The organism is Streptomyces sp. NPDC091271 (assembly GCF_044757505.1).
Lineage (GTDB): Bacteria > Actinomycetota > Actinomycetes > Streptomycetales > Streptomycetaceae > Streptomyces.
The window spans coordinates 123,799-139,924 of sequence record NZ_JBIVVD010000004.1 but is presented as its reverse complement, the minus strand read 5'-3'; the positions used below and the strand labels follow the sequence as shown (position 1 = coordinate 139,924).

The 16,126-nt window shown below is 72.0% G+C and carries 13 protein-coding genes; 8 read left to right on the top strand and 5 right to left on the bottom strand.

Features of this window, described 5'->3' with window-relative positions; translation table 11 throughout:
• Positions 1-13: 13 nt before the first annotated feature.
• The 6 genes from ACIQM3_RS17175 to ACIQM3_RS17150 are packed head-to-tail and all read left to right on the top strand — an operon-like array spanning position 14 to position 7,886.
• A complete protein-coding gene (locus ACIQM3_RS17175) occupies positions 14-1,213 on the top strand; it encodes an isochorismate synthase (protein ID WP_401624635.1) in 1,200 nt (399 codons plus the stop codon).
• Entirely contained in the window at positions 1,210-2,859 is a 1,650-nt protein-coding gene (locus ACIQM3_RS17170) for a (2,3-dihydroxybenzoyl)adenylate synthase (protein WP_401624633.1), read from the top strand. The genes ACIQM3_RS17175 and ACIQM3_RS17170 overlap by 4 nt, the downstream gene beginning before the upstream one ends.
• Before the next feature lie 47 nt (positions 2,860-2,906).
• The gene (locus tag ACIQM3_RS17165) at positions 2,907-3,539 is read left to right on the top strand and encodes an isochorismatase family protein (protein WP_401624631.1); all 633 of its coding nucleotides are present in this window, start codon (positions 2,907-2,909) and stop codon (positions 3,537-3,539) included.
• 5 nt (positions 3,540-3,544) lie between these two features.
• Positions 3,545-3,772: a phosphopantetheine-binding protein gene (locus tag ACIQM3_RS17160; protein WP_393762582.1), complete on the top strand. Its 228-nt coding sequence runs from the start codon at positions 3,545-3,547 to the stop codon at positions 3,770-3,772.
• Positions 3,769-7,701, top strand: coding sequence for an amino acid adenylation domain-containing protein (locus tag ACIQM3_RS17155; RefSeq protein WP_401624628.1), 3,933 nt, complete (start codon positions 3,769-3,771; stop codon positions 7,699-7,701). Before ACIQM3_RS17160 ends, ACIQM3_RS17155 begins: the two co-directional genes overlap by 4 nt.
• Complete coding sequence (locus tag ACIQM3_RS17150; protein ID WP_401624626.1) at positions 7,698-7,886, top strand: MbtH family NRPS accessory protein; 189 nt, start codon at positions 7,698-7,700, stop codon at positions 7,884-7,886. Before ACIQM3_RS17155 ends, ACIQM3_RS17150 begins: the two co-directional genes overlap by 4 nt.
• A gap of 23 nt (positions 7,887-7,909) precedes the next feature.
• Here ACIQM3_RS17150 and ACIQM3_RS17145 read toward each other — a convergent pair whose 3' ends face one another.
• The gene (locus ACIQM3_RS17145; protein WP_401624624.1) at positions 7,910-8,281 is read right to left on the bottom strand and encodes a VOC family protein; all 372 of its coding nucleotides are present in this window, start codon (positions 8,279-8,281) and stop codon (positions 7,910-7,912) included.
• A gap of 89 nt (positions 8,282-8,370) precedes the next feature.
• On the opposite strand from ACIQM3_RS17145, the gene ACIQM3_RS17140 reads away from it, so the two are divergent.
• Complete coding sequence (locus ACIQM3_RS17140; protein ID WP_401624622.1) at positions 8,371-8,832, top strand: MarR family winged helix-turn-helix transcriptional regulator; 462 nt, start codon at positions 8,371-8,373, stop codon at positions 8,830-8,832.
• An 83-nt stretch (positions 8,833-8,915) separates the two neighbouring features.
• On the opposite strand, the gene ACIQM3_RS17135 is transcribed toward ACIQM3_RS17140, so the two are convergent.
• Positions 8,916-9,332 carry a MerR family transcriptional regulator gene (locus ACIQM3_RS17135; protein ID WP_401624620.1) on the bottom strand — a complete coding sequence of 139 codons (417 nt, stop codon included), beginning with the start codon at positions 9,330-9,332 and terminating at the stop codon, positions 8,916-8,918.
• An 80-nt stretch (positions 9,333-9,412) separates the two neighbouring features.
• Here ACIQM3_RS17135 and ACIQM3_RS17130 point away from each other — a divergent pair, with 80 nt between their 5' ends.
• Positions 9,413-10,207 carry an MBL fold metallo-hydrolase gene (locus ACIQM3_RS17130; RefSeq protein ID WP_401624618.1) on the top strand — a complete coding sequence of 265 codons (795 nt, stop codon included), beginning with the start codon at positions 9,413-9,415 and terminating at the stop codon, positions 10,205-10,207.
• Positions 10,208-10,282: 75 nt separating this feature from the next.
• Here ACIQM3_RS17130 and fes read toward each other — a convergent pair whose 3' ends face one another.
• From fes to ACIQM3_RS17115, 3 genes are all read right to left on the bottom strand, one after another.
• Positions 10,283-11,551, bottom strand: coding sequence for an enterochelin esterase (gene fes, locus ACIQM3_RS17125; protein WP_401624616.1), 1,269 nt, complete (start codon positions 11,549-11,551; stop codon positions 10,283-10,285).
• Positions 11,552-11,684: 133 nt separating this feature from the next.
• Entirely contained in the window at positions 11,685-13,898 is a 2,214-nt protein-coding gene (locus tag ACIQM3_RS17120) for a catalase (protein WP_401624615.1), read from the bottom strand.
• A 181-nt stretch (positions 13,899-14,079) separates the two neighbouring features.
• Positions 14,080-16,110: a CocE/NonD family hydrolase gene (locus ACIQM3_RS17115; protein ID WP_401624613.1), complete on the bottom strand. Its 2,031-nt coding sequence runs from the start codon at positions 16,108-16,110 to the stop codon at positions 14,080-14,082.
• Between the last annotated feature and the right edge of the window lie 16 nt (positions 16,111-16,126).

The window sequence follows — 16,126 nt, the reverse complement described above, 5'->3', positions numbered from 1 at the left end:
CTGGAGACCACCCATGTCTGCATCTCTGCGCGTCCCCGCCGCTCCTCCCCCACTCGACTCCCCCGGCGCGGCCACGGCCCTGCTCGAGGCCTACCGGCCCGGCACCGACCGCTTCCTCGCCACACCCCGGCACACCCTGCTCGGCTCCGGCGCCACCGCGCTGGTGCCGCACGACTCGCGGCCTCTCCCGCTGCGGGTGCGGGAGACCCTCGACTCCGCCCGGCGCGCGGGCGACCCCGCCCCGGTCGTCGTCGGCTCCGTACCGTTCGCGCCCGACGGCGCGGCGGCACTGGCCGTCCCGGAGACCGTCCGGTGGGCGACCGCCCTGCGCGAGGACCCGCTCATCGCACTGCACGGCTCCGACGCAGGTCAGGGCGACGCCTGGCAGATACGTGAGGTACCGGCCGCGGAGGAGTACTCCGCGGCTGTCGCAGCCGCGGTGGAGCGGATGCGTGCCGGTGAGTTCGACAAGGTCGTCCTCGCCCGCACGCTGGAACTGACCTCGTCGCGGGACCTCGATCTGCCCGCCATGCTGGGCCGGCTGGCACGCCGTGACCCGGACGGTTACACCTTCGCCGTGCCCAGCGGTCCGGGCCGTACGCTCGTGGGCGCGAGCCCCGAGCTCCTCGTGTCCCGCCGCGGCAACCGGCTCGTCGCCAACCCGCTGGCCGGTTCCGCGCAGCGCAGCGGCGATCTGGCCGAGGACGTCCGCAGGGCGGCCGCGCTGCTGGATTCACCGAAGGACCTCCACGAGCACGCGGTCGTGGTCGACGCCATCCGCGAGGCGCTCGCACCGTTCTGCGTGAGCCTGGACGTCCCCGAACGCCCCACGCTCGTACGGACCGCCGCCATGTGGCACCTGTCGACGACTCTGACCGGGGAGCTGCGCGACCCCTCGTCCACCGCCCTGGACCTGGCGTCGGCCCTGCACCCCACTCCTGCGGTCTGCGGCACGCCGACCGATGTGGCCCGGCAGGTCATCGCGGAGTCCGAGCCCTTCGACCGCGGCGCGTACACCGGCATGGTCGGCTGGCAGAACGCGGACGGCGACGGCGACTGGGTGGTGACCATCCGCTGCGCCGAGGCCGAGGGCCGCACCCTGCGGCTGTTCGCAGGCGCGGGCGTGGTGGCGGAGTCCTCGCCGGCCGCCGAGACGGCGGAGACCGCAGCCAAGTTCCGTACCTTCCTGAGCGCAGTGGGAGCCGCCCTGTGACCGCCCTCCACTCATCCGACGCGCCCACCTGGCCCGCCGAGTTCGCCGAGCGCTACCGGGCCGCGGGCCACTGGCGCGGGGAGACGTTCGGCGGTGTGCTGCGCGAGCGGGCCGCCGCGCACCCGGACCGCGTCGCGGTCGTCGACCCGGCCCCCGGACGCCGTGAATGGACGTACGGCGAGCTGGACGAGCGCGCCTCCCGGCTGGCCGCCGGGTTCTCGGCGCGCGGCATCTCCGCGGGCGACCGGGTCGTCGTGCAGCTCCCGAACATCGCCGAGTTCATCGAAGTCGTCTTCGCGCTCTTCCGGATCGGCGCCCTGCCGGTCTACGCGCTCCCCGCGCACCGGGAGACGGAGATCGAGTACTTCTGCTCGTTCACCGAGGCCGTCGCCTATGTGGTCCCGGACCGGCACGCCGGCTTCGACCACCTCGCGCTCGCGTCGAAGGTCAAGGAGCGTACGCCGAGCCTGAGGCACGTCTTCGTCGTCGGCTCGCCGGGCGAGCACACCGCCCTGTCCGAGGTGCCGTGCGCGCCCACCGGGAGCGGGTACGAGCCGGAGCCGCACGATCTCGCGTTCCTCCAGCTGTCGGGCGGCACGACGGGCGTTCCCAAGCTCATCCCCCGTACGCACGACGACTACATCTACTCGCTGCGCGGATCCAACGAGATCTGCGGCGTCGACGGTGACACCCGCTTCCTCGTCGTGCTCCCCGCCGCGCACAACTTCCCGATGAGCTCGCCGGGCTGGCTCGGCACGCTGTACGCCGGGGGGACCGTGGTCCTGTGCCCCCGCCCCGATCCGGCGACGGCTTTCCCGCTCGTGGAAGGCGAGCGCGTCACGATGACCGGGATGGTGCCGCCCCTCGCACTGATCTGGACGGAGGCCGGCCCCGGCGCCGGGCACGACCTGTCGAGCCTGGAGCTGATCCTGGTCGGCGGCGCCAAGTACAGCGAGGCGGCCGCCCGCAGGCTGGAACCGGCGCTGGGCTGCAAGCTCATGCAGGTCTTCGGCATGGCCGAGGGTCTCGTCAACTACACCCGCCTGGACGACGACCACGAGACCGTGGTCACCACGCAGGGCCTGCCGATCTCCGAGGACGACGAGATCCGTGTCGTCGACGACTCGGACGCGGACGTGCCGGAGGGGGGGTTCGGGCATCTGCTGACCCGCGGCCCGTACACGATCCGCGGCTACTGGCGGGCGCCCGAGCACAACCGGAAGTCCTTCACCGAGGACGGCTTCTACCGCACCGGTGACATCGTGCGCCGCACCCCGACCGGCCACCTGGTCGTCGAGGGGCGCGCCAAGGACCAGATCAACCGGGGTGGTGAGAAGGTCGCGCCGGAGGAGATCGAGAACATCATCCTCGGTCATCCGTCGGTGCACGACGTGTCCGTCGTGGGTGTCGCCGACGCGTACCTGGGCGAACGCACCCTGGCCTACGTCATCCTGCGCGAGGGCGCCGAGCCGCTGAAGCCGGCCGCGGTCAAACGCCTCGTGCGTGAAGGCGGTGTCGCCGCGTACAAGGTTCCCGACCTCGTCGAATTCGTCGAGTCGTTCCCGCAGACCGGGATCGGCAAGGTCAGCAAGAAGGGGCTGCGCTCCGACGCGGCGCCCGGCCCCGCCGTACCCGACCAGCACTGAGATCAGCACCGAGTTCCGCCCAGAGCGGCACCGAAAGGTTCCACCCCATGGCTCTTCCCGCCATCGCTCCGTACGCCCTGCCGACCGAAGCCGAACTGCCCGCGAACCGCGTGGACTGGACCGTCGACCCCTCGCGGGCCGTGCTCCTGGTCCACGACCTGCAGAACCACTTCCTCGGCGCGTTCCCGCCCGGGGAGCAGCCGCTCACCGGCATGCTCGAGAACACGTCGCGGGTCATCGAGGAGTACCGCCGCCTCGGTGTGCCGGTCGTCTACTCGGTGCAGCGCGGTGGTCAGACGGCCCAGGAGCGCGGTCTCCAGCTCGACTTCTGGGGCCCCGGTGCCGCCGACGACCCCGAGGCGCTGGCGATTCCCGGCTCCGTCGCACCGGCGGACGGCGACACCGTGCTGACCAAATGGAAGTACAGCGCCTTCGTGCGCACCGAACTCGAGTCCCTGCTGCGTGAGTCCGGCCGCGACCAGCTGGTGATCACCGGTGTCTACGCGCACATCGGGGTGCTCATGAGCGCCTGCGACGCGTGGATGCGCGACATCCAGGCCTTCGTGGTCGCCGACGCCGTGGCGGATTTCTCGCGTGAGGACCACGACATGGCTCTGCGCTGGGCCGCCGGACGCTGCGCAGTCGTCACCTCGACCGACAACCTCCTCAAGGGGGTCTGAAGACCGTGGCGCTCACCCTTGAACTGATCCGCCACGATGTCGCCGACGCCCTCGGAGAGGACCCCGCTGACATCCCCCTCGACGAGAACCTCCTGGACTACGGCCTGGACTCGGTCCGCATCATGTCGCTGCTGGGACGCTGGCGCCGGGACCACGGCGTCGTGGCGGACTTCGCCGACCTCGCCGAGCAGCCCGCCATCGATGTCTGGGCACCACTGCTGGAGGCCGCGTGACCGTCCTGCTCACCGATGCCGAAGGCGCCGGGCCGGGACAGGACGCCCCGCCCGTCGTACTGCCGCTCACCGCCGCCCAGTCGGGCATGTGGTTCGCGCAGTCGCTCGATCCGCTCAGCCCGGCGCAGAACACGGCGGAGTGCCTGGAGATCGACGGTCCGCTCGATCCGGAGCTGTTCGCGGCGGCTCTGCGCCGTGTGACCGCCGAGGCCGATGCCCTTCGCGTGTGCGTCGAGGACTCCCCGGAGGGCCCGCGCCAGCGTGTCCTGCCCTCGGTCGGACTGCCACTGACCACGCACGACCTGCGGGAGGCCTCCGACGCCGGTCGGCAGGCCGAGGAGTGGATGCGCGCGGACCTCGCCGAGCCCTTCGACCTGGCGACCGGTCCGCTGTTCCGGCACGCACTCTTCCGGGTGGACGAGGAACGGTGGCTCTGGTACCAGCGCATCCACCACCTGGTCATGGACGGCTTCGGCTACTCGCTCCTCGTACGCAGGACCGCCGAGGTCTACTCGGCGCTCGCCCGGGGCGAGGAGCCCGGGCCCCAGGCCTTCGGGACGCTCGCGGACCTGGTCGCCGAGGACGCGGCGTACCGCTCCTCGGAGGCGTTCAACGCGGACCGCGCCCACTGGACGGAGGCGTTCGCGGACCGTCCGGAGGTGCCCCGGCTCGGTGGCCGCGGGGCGCTGCCCTCGCGGACGTTCCTCCGCCGCACCGCCCGCCTGGGGCCTGAGGCCACCGAGGGCGTGCGGGACCTGGCCAGCCGGCTCCGTGCCTCCTGGCCGGACGTCCTGATCGCCGCCCAGGCGCTCTACACCTCGCGGGCGACCGGCCGTCAGGAGGTCGTGCTCGGCCTGCCGATGATGGGGCGCATGGGTTCCGTCTCGCTGCGGGTGCCGGGCATGGTCATGAACGTCCTTCCGCTGCGGCTGGACGTCTCCCCCGACGCCACCTTCGCCGAGCTGGTCCGCCAGGTGGTGCTCTCCGTCCGCGAGGTCCGCCGCCACCAGCGGTACCGCTACGAGGACATCCGCCGCGACCTGCGGCTCCTCGGGGAGCACCGAGGGCTGGTCGGCCCGCTCGTCAACGTCATGCCCTTCGACTACGACGTGGACTTCGCGGGCGCCCCGGCGCGGGCACGGAACCTGTCCGCCGGACCGGTCGACGACCTGACGGTGAACATCTACGACCGGTCCGACGGGCGAGGTCTGCGCATCGACCACGACGGCAATCCCGCGCTGTACGGCGACGAGGAGCTGGCAGCCCACCAGGAGCGCTTCCTGCGTCTGGTGGAGCGGCTGAGCCGCGCCGACCCGCATGTCCCGACGGCCGCGCACGGTATCGCCACCGAGGCCGAAGCCGAGCTGGTCGTCCGTACGTTCAACGACACCGACCGGGCGCTGCCGCCCACGACGCTGATCGGCCCGATCGAGTCGCGCGCCGCCCGTAGCCCTGACGCGACCGCCCTGGTGTACGGCGACACCTCGCTCACCTACGAGGAGCTGAACACCCGCGCCAACCGGCTGGCCCGGCACCTGCGGACGCTCGGCGCCCGGCCGGGCGCGGTGGTGGCGGTGTCGGTCCCGCGCTCGGTGGAGCTGGTGGTGTCGCTGCTCGCCGTGCTGAAGGCGGGGGCCGCGTATCTGCCGCTGGACCCGGACTACCCGGAACAGCGTCTCGCGTACATGCTGCGGGACGCGGCGCCCGTGTGTGCGGTGACCGACCGGGCGGGGCGGCTCCCCGAGGACACCGGGACGCCGCTGGTGGTCCTGGACGGCCTGGACGTCTCGGAGTACCTCTGGGTGAATCCGTCGCGGCCTCTCACGCCGGCGCATCCGGCGTACGTCATCTACACCTCGGGCTCGACGGGCCGTCCCAAGGGCGTCGTCGTGTCGCACGGTGCGATCGACAACCGGCTGCGCTGGATGCAGAGCACCTACGGGCTGACCGCGGACGACCGGGTGCTCCAGAAGACACCGTCGTCGTTCGACGTGTCCGTGTGGGAGTTCTTCTGGCCGCTGCGCCAGGGCGCGGTGCTGGTGGTCGCCGAACCGGGCGGCCACAAGGACCCCGCCTACCTGGCCCGGCTGATCCGCGAACAGTCCGTCACCACCTGCCACTTCGTGCCGTCGATGCTCCAGGTCTTCCTCGCGGAGGCGGACGCGGACGCGTGTACGAGCCTCCGGAGGGTCTTCTGCAGCGGTGAGGCCCTGCCCCGCGAGACCGCCGACGCGTTCGGGCGCGAGCTGCCGGGCGTCGAACTGCACAATCTGTACGGCCCCACGGAGGCGGCCGTCGACGTCACCTTCCACGCGTGCACGGCTGACGCCACCGGCCCGGTGCCGATCGGCCGGCCCGTCTGGAACACCCGCCTGTACGTGCTCGACGCGGCGCTGCAGCCCTGCCCGCCGGGAATCCCCGGGGAGCTTCATCTGGCGGGGCGTCAGCTTGCCGACGGGTACCTGAACCGTCCGGAGCTGACCGCGTCCCGCTTCGTCGCCGATCCCTTCGGCCGGCCGGCGGAGCGCATGTACCGCACGGGCGATCTGGCGCACTGGACGGAGCAGGGCGAGGTCGTCTACCTGGGCCGCACCGACGACCAGGTCAAGCTCCGAGGGCAGCGCATCGAGCTCGGCGAGATCGAGGCGGCGCTGACCGCCCGGGACGGGGTGGACGCCGCCTGTGCCCTCGTACGGGAGGACCGGCCGGGCGAACAGCGGCTGGTCGGCTACATCACCGGCGGCGCCGATCCGGTCGCCGTACGCGCCTCGCTGGCGCGCGAGCTGCCGGAGCACATGGTGCCGGTGGCGGTCGTGGCCCTGGACGCCTTCCCCCTGAGCCCCAACGGCAAGCTGGACCGGCGCGCTCTGCCTGCCCCGGTGTTCAGCGGCGGCGCGGGCGCGCGGCGCCCGTCGGACGCGCGGGAGGAGGCACTGACGCGGCTGTTCGGGCAGGTGCTGGACGTCGCCCAGGTGGGTCCGGACGACGCGTTCTTCGACCTGGGCGGTACGTCACTGCTGGCCGTTCGGCTCGTGGCCCGCGTACGGGAGGAGTTCGGCGCTGAGCTGACGATCGGCTCGCTGTTCGAGTGCCCCACCCCGGCCGCGCTCGCCGCACGGCTTGGCTCCACGGGGCCGGCGTCCGAGGACGCGCTGGACGTCGTCCTGCGACTGCGCGGCGGGGACGCGCGTCCACCGCTGTTCGCCATCCATCCGGCCGGCGGGATCGCGTGGTGCTACGCGGGGCTGGCGGCCCGCCTCGCCCCGGAGCAGCCGGTGTACGGCATCCAGGCCCGCGGGCTGGCCGGGGACGAGCCGCTGCCGCGCACCCTGCTGGAGGAGGCGTCCGACTACCTCCGGCACATCCGCGCGGTCCAGGAGCACGGCCCCTACCGGCTGCTGGGATGGTCCGTCGGCGGGGTGCTGGCGCACACCGTGGCCGTACTGCTCCAGGAGGCGGGCGAGGAGGTCGAGCTGCTCGCGCTGCTCGACTCGTTCCCTGCCGAGCAGTGGCGGGAACGGCCGGCGCCCGAGGAGGGCGACGCGCTGACCGCGGTGCTGCGGATGGCGGGCTTCGAGCGTACGCACGAGCAGGACCGTGAGGACGTGCTGGCGACGCTGCGCCGGGCGGGCAGTCCGCTCGCCGGGATCGGTGACCGCGCGCTGTCGAAGATCGTCGACATCGTGCCGAACCACGCCCGCATGATGCGCGAGCACCACCACCGGGGCTACGACGGCGACCTGCTGTTCTTCACGGCCGCCGCCCCCCGCGCGGAGGACTGGCTCACCCCCGAGGCGTGGCGGGCCCATGTGACCGGGTCCATCGACAACCATGATCTCGACTGCACCCACCCGCAGTTGATGCAGGACCGCTCTCTGGACGACATCGCGGCCGTCCTGGCGGCCCGCCTGAAGGAGCTGGACGCATGAGCACGGCGAGCGGCCCGTTCGACCCGGGCCCGGAGGGCCGCGCCACACACCTGGTGCTGGAGAACGCCGCCGGGCAGCTGTCCCTGTGGCCGGTCTGGCGGGAGGTGCCTGCGGGGTGGTCCGTCCGGTTCGGCCCGGCTCCGCACACGGCGTGCGCCGCCGCGCTGGTGCCGGGCCGGGCCTGAGGTCCGGGACGCCGCGGGCGAAGTCAGCCTCCGTGGACGGTGAGCCGGTAACCCTCGGGCCCGGTGAAGGAGAAAACCGGCCCGAACGGGCTGTCCTGCAACGGGGTGACGTCCTCCGTGCCCGCCGACACGAGCTGCTCGCGCAGCATGCCGGCGTCCGTGGTCCGCAGCCACAGCGCCACCCCCAGACCGGGGCGCCCGGCGCCGTCCAGGTCGACGCCGGGCAGCGGCTCACGGACGGCGAAGGGGATCGGGGTGGTCGCGAAAACGACCGCACCGGGCGGCGCGGCGGGGGCCCGGCGCAGCCCGAGCCGCTCCTCGAAGAAGGCGGCCGCGCCGGGCACGTCCTTGACCTGGAGAGCGATGAAATCGGGGCCTTCGACGGTGGCGGTCATGGTTCCTCCTGGGCGATACTTCGCTTCGATGTCAGGACTTTGACATGCCTGACCATAGGCAGCACCCCCAGGTATGTCAAAATATTGACATGGAAGACCGTGCGCCCGTGCCCGCGCCCCACCCGGCCCAAAACGTCACCGAGCACGTCGGATACCGCCTCAAACGCGCCTCGGCCGCCCTGCGCAACGCCATGGACAAGGCCCTGCGCGCCCACGACCTCACCGTCCCGCAGTACTCCTGCCTCGAACTCCTCGACGAGAGGCCCGGCCTGTCCAACGCCGACCTGGCCCGCGGCACCTTCGTCACCCGGCAGTCCGCCAATGTCGTCCTGCGCGGCCTGAAGGAAGCCGGCCTCATCACCCGGCCGCTCACCCCCGACCACGGGCGGGCCCTGCCCACCCATCTGACCCCGGCCGGGGAACGGCGCCTGCGAGCGGCACGGGGCGCCGTCTACGCCATCGAGGAACGCATGATCAGGAGCCTTCCCGAGGGACGGCTGCCGGCTCTCCTGGCCGACCTCGACACGATGACCGAGGCCCTCGGCGAGTGACCGGCCGCGTCCCGGCGAGAACACCTACGCCGGGACGACGCCGTGGAGCGCTTGTGCCCCCGGACCGCCGCCGAGCCCGCGCCTCAGCCGGCGGGCAGGCCGGCCGGCCTGCGCACGTCGCCGACGGCGCGCTTGAAGTCGGGACAGTCGACGATCGGCTCGTGCTCGCACACGGCCGCGTGCTCAAGACTGTCGCGCAGACGCGTGAGCCGTCCGACCTGCTCGTCCAGGTCACGGGCCTTGGCGGCCATCCGGACCCGCAGATCGGCGTCGGCCGGCCGCGCCACGACGAAGCGGCCGATCTCGGCGAGCGAGAATCCGGCGCTGCGCGCGCACGTGACCAGCGCCAGGCGCTCCAGTACGTCCGGGTGGTAGGTACGGCGCAGGCCGTTGCGGCCCGCGGCGGCGATCAGCCCTTTCTTCTCGTAGAACCGCAGGGCCGAAGGCGCGAGGCCGGTCCGTTGCGCGACCTCGGCGATGTCCAGCAGTGATTCATCCATCAAAGCTCCTTGACTTGAAGCGCGGTTCAAGTCGCAGCCTAGTCGCCATGAGGATTCATCACCTGAACTGCGGATCGGTCATGACGATCGAAGCCACCTACGAGGGCCCCCGCCCCGCACCCGCGGTCAACCACTGCCTGCTGGTGGAGACCGAGACCGCCGGCCTCGTCCTGGTCGAGACCGGGCTGGGCCTCGGTGACGTCCGGGACCCGGGCGGCACACTCGGCTCCGACTGGGCCGAGATGGCGCAACCCGCGCTCGACGAGGAGGAGACGGCCCACCGTCAGATCGCCCGGCTGGGCTTTGCGCCGTCCGACGTGCGCCACGTCATCCTGACCCACCTCGATGTCGACCACAGCGGCGGCCTCCCTGACTTTCCGGACGCCCACGTCCATGTGCTCGCGAGCGAACTCGACGCAGCACTCTCCCAGGCACCCAGCTTCCGCTACCGACCGGCTCACTGGGCGCACGAACCCCGCTGGGTCACCTACGACTCCGATCCCGGAGAGCCTTGGTACGGCTTCACCGCACTGCAGCCGAAGGGGCTGCCGCAGGAGATCAGACTCGTCCCCCTCGGCGGTCACACCACCGGCCATACCGGCATCGCCGTACAGGGCGGCGACCGATGGCTCCTCCACTGCGGCGACGCCTACTACTACCATCGCGAGCTCGGGGAACCTAGGGAGACCCACCCTCTCCTCGACATCGTCCAGACGAGCTCGCAGGTCTCTCGCGACCTGCGGCTCGGAACCCAGGCCCGCCTGCGCGAACTGGTCCGCGAGCACGGTGACGAGGTGGAGGTCTTCTCCGCACACGACCCATGGGAATTCGCCCGCTACACCGACGAGGGCATACCTGCGGGCCGACAGGCATGACGAGACCGCCGACAGCCGGTGTACCGGGACGGCTCTCCCGGCCCGTTCCTCCCGGAGGCCGCTTCGGGGCCACCCTCAGCCGGCGGCAGGGCCCAGCAGGTCCACCAGGCCGTCGGCCAGCTCCGTACGCCAGCACAGATAGTCGTGGCCGCCGTTGAACTCCCGGTAGGAGGCGTCGTCGTACCCGGCCGTCTCCAGGACCTCACGCAGGCGCCTGGCGGCCGGGAGGGCGACCCACTCCTGTTCACCGAAGGAGAGCCAGAAGCGGACGGGCAGGCGCGGGGCGCTCGCGATCCGGTCCGTGAGCCACTGTGCCCGCGGTCCGTCGGGCCACCAGAACGAGCCCGACTGGGCGAGGACGTTGCCGAAGCGGCTGGGCGCGGAGAGCGCGGCATGAGCGGCCGAGAGGCCGCCCAGACTCTGCCCGGCGACGACCGTGCGGGCGGGGTCGTCGGTGACCGGGAGACGGGCGGCCGCCCAGGGGAGCAGTTCGTCGGCGAGGAAGGCGGCGAACTCCGGGCGGCAGGTCAGGTCCGCCCACCTGGTACCGGCGTCCACGGAATCCGGCAGCAGGGCGACGAGCGGCGGGATCCGGCCGTCGGCGATCAGGTTGTCCAGCAGGTGCGCGAGCCCGAGCTGCGGCTGCCAGTGCTCGCCGTCGAGGAGGACGAGGACGGGAAGTTCGGCCGAGTACCCCGGAGCCAGGGGCGGTTCGTAGAGCCAGACGCGGCGCGTGCCGCCCCCCAGCTTCCCGGTGGCCACCTCGTGGGCGGCCACACGGCCACGGGACACGTCCGGCCTCGGCTGCCAGTCCTGCCCGCCGGGAGCCCCGGGGAGTTCGGCGTAGGACACCGGCTCACCACCCCAGCGGCGCGGCAGCGCACGGCCGTTGAGCGGGTCGTGCCGACGCTGGGTACGCAGCCACTGCCAGTGGTCGGCGGTGCCGGGCTCCGGGCCGCCCCCCTCGTCCACGTAGAAGTCGTAGGTACCCCGCCAGTCGTGCCGCAGTCGCAGCGACCAGTGCCAGACGTCGGTATCGGGCACCCGCTCCATCAGGTTGCCCTCGGGCGCGCGGGGATCGCCGAGTTTGTTGGGGAGCACCTGTACGGCGCGGGTGTCGGCCGTGCCGCGCCAGAGGAACGTCACCGCCCGGTGATCGGCGCTGCCCTGCGGGTCCGGAGAGACGAAAGGCGTGCCGCTGCGGCCCACGGCCGCCCAGAAGTCCTCGGTCTCCCCCGGCTCCGGCAGCCGGATTCCCGGCTTCCGGAGCCGCGGCACCTCATCCGGGCGCGCGGTTCGCGGCGGCCGGCGCGGGGTGTCCTGCGGCGGCACTGACGTGATCACGAGAAGGCTCCGAAGTACGAGGTACGGCGACTTAGGGTCACCTTACCTTCTCGCGGACCGCGGCCCCGCACGCGCCGGAGGCGGCGCCCGTTTCCCGGGCGCCGCCTCCGGCCGGTGTTCGCGGTGTGCGGTGTCAGACCGTGGAGGGGAAGCGGTCCCAGACGCGGTGCTTGCCGAGGAGCTGCTTGACCTCTTCCAGCACCTCCTCGCCGGTACCGGCGACGACCACACCCGGCGCGTCCGCGGTCACGCCGGCGGAGACCAGGGCCGCGTCTCCGCCCGCCCATGTCCCGATCGCCTTGGCATGCCGGTACGCCTCGTTCAGCAGCAGGAGCACCCGGGGATCGACGGCGGTGCCGGCCGCGCCCGCCTTGGCGTCCCGCGCACCGATCGCGTCGGCTCCCGCTCCGGGGGCGCCGGCGAGCAGGACGGCGTCGAACTCGACGGAACGGGCGGTGGCGTAGGTGCGCTGGACGGTGACCGGGTCGCCGTCCGCGTCGAGGACTCCCCCGGCGGGTGCGATGACCAGCGGCACCATGCCGGCGGCCTGGACGGCGGCGCGTACCGCCCTGACACCGTCGAGGTCGGCGTCCTTGTCGGCGACGATGCCGATGACACGGCCGTCGAGCGGCCAGACACCGCCGACCTGCGACAGCGCGGGGCTCGGCGTGGGGTCCGCGAGCGGCCCGCCCGGGTCGGGTGCGGGCAGCCCCAGACCGGCGGCCACCTGCTCGCACAGCTGGGTGTCGATGCGGGCGAGCACCTTCAGCGCCCGTTCCTTGATCGCCTGCTCGTAGCACTTGCCCAGCTCGAAGGTGTACGCGGCGATGATGTGTTCACGCTCCACCGGAGTCATGCTGAGCCAGAAGAGGCGGGGCTGGCTGAAGTGGTCGTCGAACGACTCGGGGGCCTCGCGCACCTTCCGGCTCGCGGCGACCTCGGCCGGCACCTCGACGAACGCCCCGGTGTCGGCACCCGCCAGGAACGGGCAGCCGCCGTCCAGGGAGTTGGGCCGGTACGGCGCGACGCCCCGGTGGACCGCCGTCTGGTGCATGCCGTCGCGCAGCATGTCGTTGACCGGGGCGTGGGTCCGGTTGATGGGCAGTTGCGGGAAGTTGGGGCCGCCGAGCCGGGTGAGCTGGGTGTCGACGTAACTGAACAGGCGGCCCTGGAGCAGCGGGTCGTTGGTGAGGTCGATGCCCGGCACCATGTTGCCGACATGGAAGGCGACCTGTTCCGTCTCGGCGAAGAAGTTCGACGGGTTGGCGTCGAGCGTCATCAGGCCGATCGGCTGTACCGGTGCGAGCTCCTCCGGCACGATCTTGGTCGGATCCAGCAGATCGATCCCCTGGAACATCTGCTCGGGGTTGTCCGGGAAGGTCTGGACACCCAGCTCCCACTGCGGGTAGGCGCCGGCCTCGATGGCGTCGGCGAGGTCCCTGCGGTGGAAGTCCGGGTCCACACCGCCCGCGATCTGGGCCTCCTCCCAGACCTGGGAGTGGACACCCAGCTTGGGTTTCCAGTGGAACTTCACCAGGGTGGAGGTCCCTTCGGCGTCGACGAGCCGGAAGGTGTGGACGCCGAAGCCCTCCATCGTGCGGAACGAGCGCGGGATACCGCGGTCGGACATGTTCCACAGCGTGTGGTGCGTGGCCTCGGAGTGCAGGGTCACGAAGTCCCAGAACGTGTCGTGGGCACTCTGCGCCTGCGGGATCTCCCGGTCCGGGTGTGGCTTCCCGGCGTGGATGACGTCGGGGAACTTGATGGCGTCCTGGATGAAGAAGACCGGGATGTTGTTCCCGACGAGGTCGAAGACACCTTCCTCCGTGTAGAACTTGGTGGCGAAGCCGCGGGTGTCGCGCACGGTGTCGGCCGATCCGCGTGAGCCGAGCACGGTGGAGAACCGGACGAAGACCGGAGTCTCCACGTCCCTCGCCAGGAAAGCCGCCTTGGAGATCTTCGACGCGGACCCGTACCCCCTGAAGAAGCCGTGGGCCGCCGCGCCGCGCGCGTGCACCACACGCTCCGGGATGCGTTCGTGGTCGAAGTGGGTGATCTTCTCCCGCAGGTGGTGGTCCTGGAGCAGGACCGGCCCACGCGGACCCGCCTTCAGGGAGTGGTCGGTGTCGTACAGCCGCGCCCCCTGCGCCGTCGTCAGGTAGGAGCCGCTCTGCGCGTTGCGGGCGGGTTCGGCGCCGGTGGGCTGACCTGTGGGGCTGACCGTCTCGGGGCCGTTCTGGTCGTCCTTGGGCGGCAGCGGCTCGCGCGGTTCTGTCGGCTCCTCCTCCGACGGGGGGAGGCTGCTGGGGGCGCCCGGGATGGGCTGCTGTCCTGGTCTCTCCGTCACTTCTTGTCTCCTGTACACGTAGCTCGTCACCGGACCGACGTGCGGGTGAGTTCGACGCGCCGAGCCGCGTGGGCATGCGTATACCTCCCGCCGCCGGACCCGCCTGCCACGCCGGGCGCCGAGCCGTCACTCCTTCGGAGGCGTCCTTCGGGGCGTGGCAGCCGGTCCGCGCGGAGACGGGTCAGACGTGCTGCCTGCTGATCCGCTCGTTCCACGTGCGGGAGAACACCCGGTTCCCGTCCTCGTATCCGTCCAGCGTGGCGTCCACGTGGAAGGCCTCTTCGTCCGAGGTCAGCACGGTGCGTGTCTCGACCCGGACGTCCCAGCCGGCCCGGCGGAAGCGCATCTCCCAGGCCGACTCACCGCGCACGGACCCGAAGTCCTCGCCGACCCAGCTGTACTTCTCGCAGGCCCTCAGCCCGGTCTCGATGCCGTTGTCCTCGTACCGCTGGAGTCCACGGTCCTTCACGATGTCGAGCACGGACCGGTAGTCCACCAGGTCCCTGGTCACGGTCCACGCCTGTTCCGGCTCGCTCAGCCGGGTGACGGCGGGGGGCGCGCAGCCCTCGGGCTCCCCGAAGGGGCGCAGGGCCTTGTCCTCCGGTACGTCGTCGGGGCGGACCGGCAGGGTGAGGGTGCTGCCCTTCTCGTACACGCTCAGCAGTGTGGGTCCGGGCGCCGGCCACACGAGCGGCCAGTACGAGGTGGACAGCGACAGCCGGATGCGGTGGCCGGGCGGGAACGCCTGCGCGACGCTGTGGAGCGGTACGCGGACGCGGTAGCGCCTGCCCGGCTCCAGGGCCTCGGAGGATTCCTCGCTGTCGCGGTGGGTCAGGTTGAGCACGCCGTACGTCACCCGGGTGGAGCGTCCGTCCGGTGCGACGTCGGACAGCCTGACGTTCAGCTGCGCGACCGGGGCGTCCGCCGACACCTCCACCACGACGACGGGGGCACCGAGGATCTCGACACGTCCGTCGAGCGGCGCGGTCTGGAAGACGAGCGAGCCGCCGTCCTCCTCCCGCTGGTCGTAGGGCAGGTCCGGCGGGGCGTTGTACGAGGCCCACTTGCCGGCGAACTGGCCGACGGACAGCGGCGACTGCACCGTGTGGACGCGGTCCTCCTCGCTCTCCTGGTCATCCGGCTTCCCCAGCCCGCCGTCGCGCAGCGGGAGAACGGCCTCGCCGACGTTCGGCGAGGGCCAGGACGGCTCACCGACCCACCGGCCGGGGCGTTCCTCGTAGGAGGTCGAGGGCGGGACGCTCTCCTGCATCCAGGCCTGCAACATTGGGCCGTCCATGACGCCGTTGTCGATGCCCTTGAGCCAGTGGTCCCACCAGCGCACGACCTCCTGGAGGTAGCCGATGGCAGGCCCCGGCTCGCCGAGGTGCGGCAGCTTGTGCGACCAGGGGCCGATCAGTCCCTTGCGCGGCACGTCGACGTTGCTCAGCAGGCGGGTCACGGCGTTGGAGTAGCCGTCGGCCCAGCCGCTGGAGGCGAGCACCGGGCAGCGCAGGGCGGAGTAGTCCTCGCTCAGGCTCGCGTGGCGCCAGTAGTCGTCCCGGTTCGGGTGGCGCAGCCACTCCAGGACCCAGGGGCGCGCGGCGTCGAGCCGTTCCCGCCACATCTCCCGCCAGCGTTCCCCGACGACTGCCGGGTCGGGCGGGCAGGTGGCGTAGGCGAACATGGTCCCGGCCTCGGCCAGGTTGTCGGACAGCATCGCGCCGCCGAGGTAGTGCATGTCGTCCGCGTACCTGTTGTCGGTGAACGACGCGATGCAGATCGCGCGCAGGCTCGGCGGCCTGCGGGCGGCTGTCTGGAGGGCGGCGAAGGCGCCCCAGGAGATGCCCATCATCCCGGTGTTCCCGTCGCACCAGGGCTGCTCGGCGATCCACGCGAGGACCGACTCCGCGTCGCTCTGCTCCTGTTCGAGGTACTCGTCCAGCAGCACCCCCTCCGACTCGCCCGTCCCCCGGACGTCGACACGCACACACGCGTATCCGTGGCCGGCGATGTACGGGTGGTGGATGGCGTCACGCGTGGAGGTGAGGTCGTTCTTGCGGTACGGGATGTACTCCAGGACGGCCGGCACGGGTTCCGCGTCCGACGCGGTGGGACGCCAGATCCGTGCGGAAAGCTCGACTCCGTCCTCCATGGGGATCGTGACGTGCTTCTCTTCCTGGATCGCGAAGGGCAACTGGTCGACGTGGCGCATGCCTGTGCGACCTCCT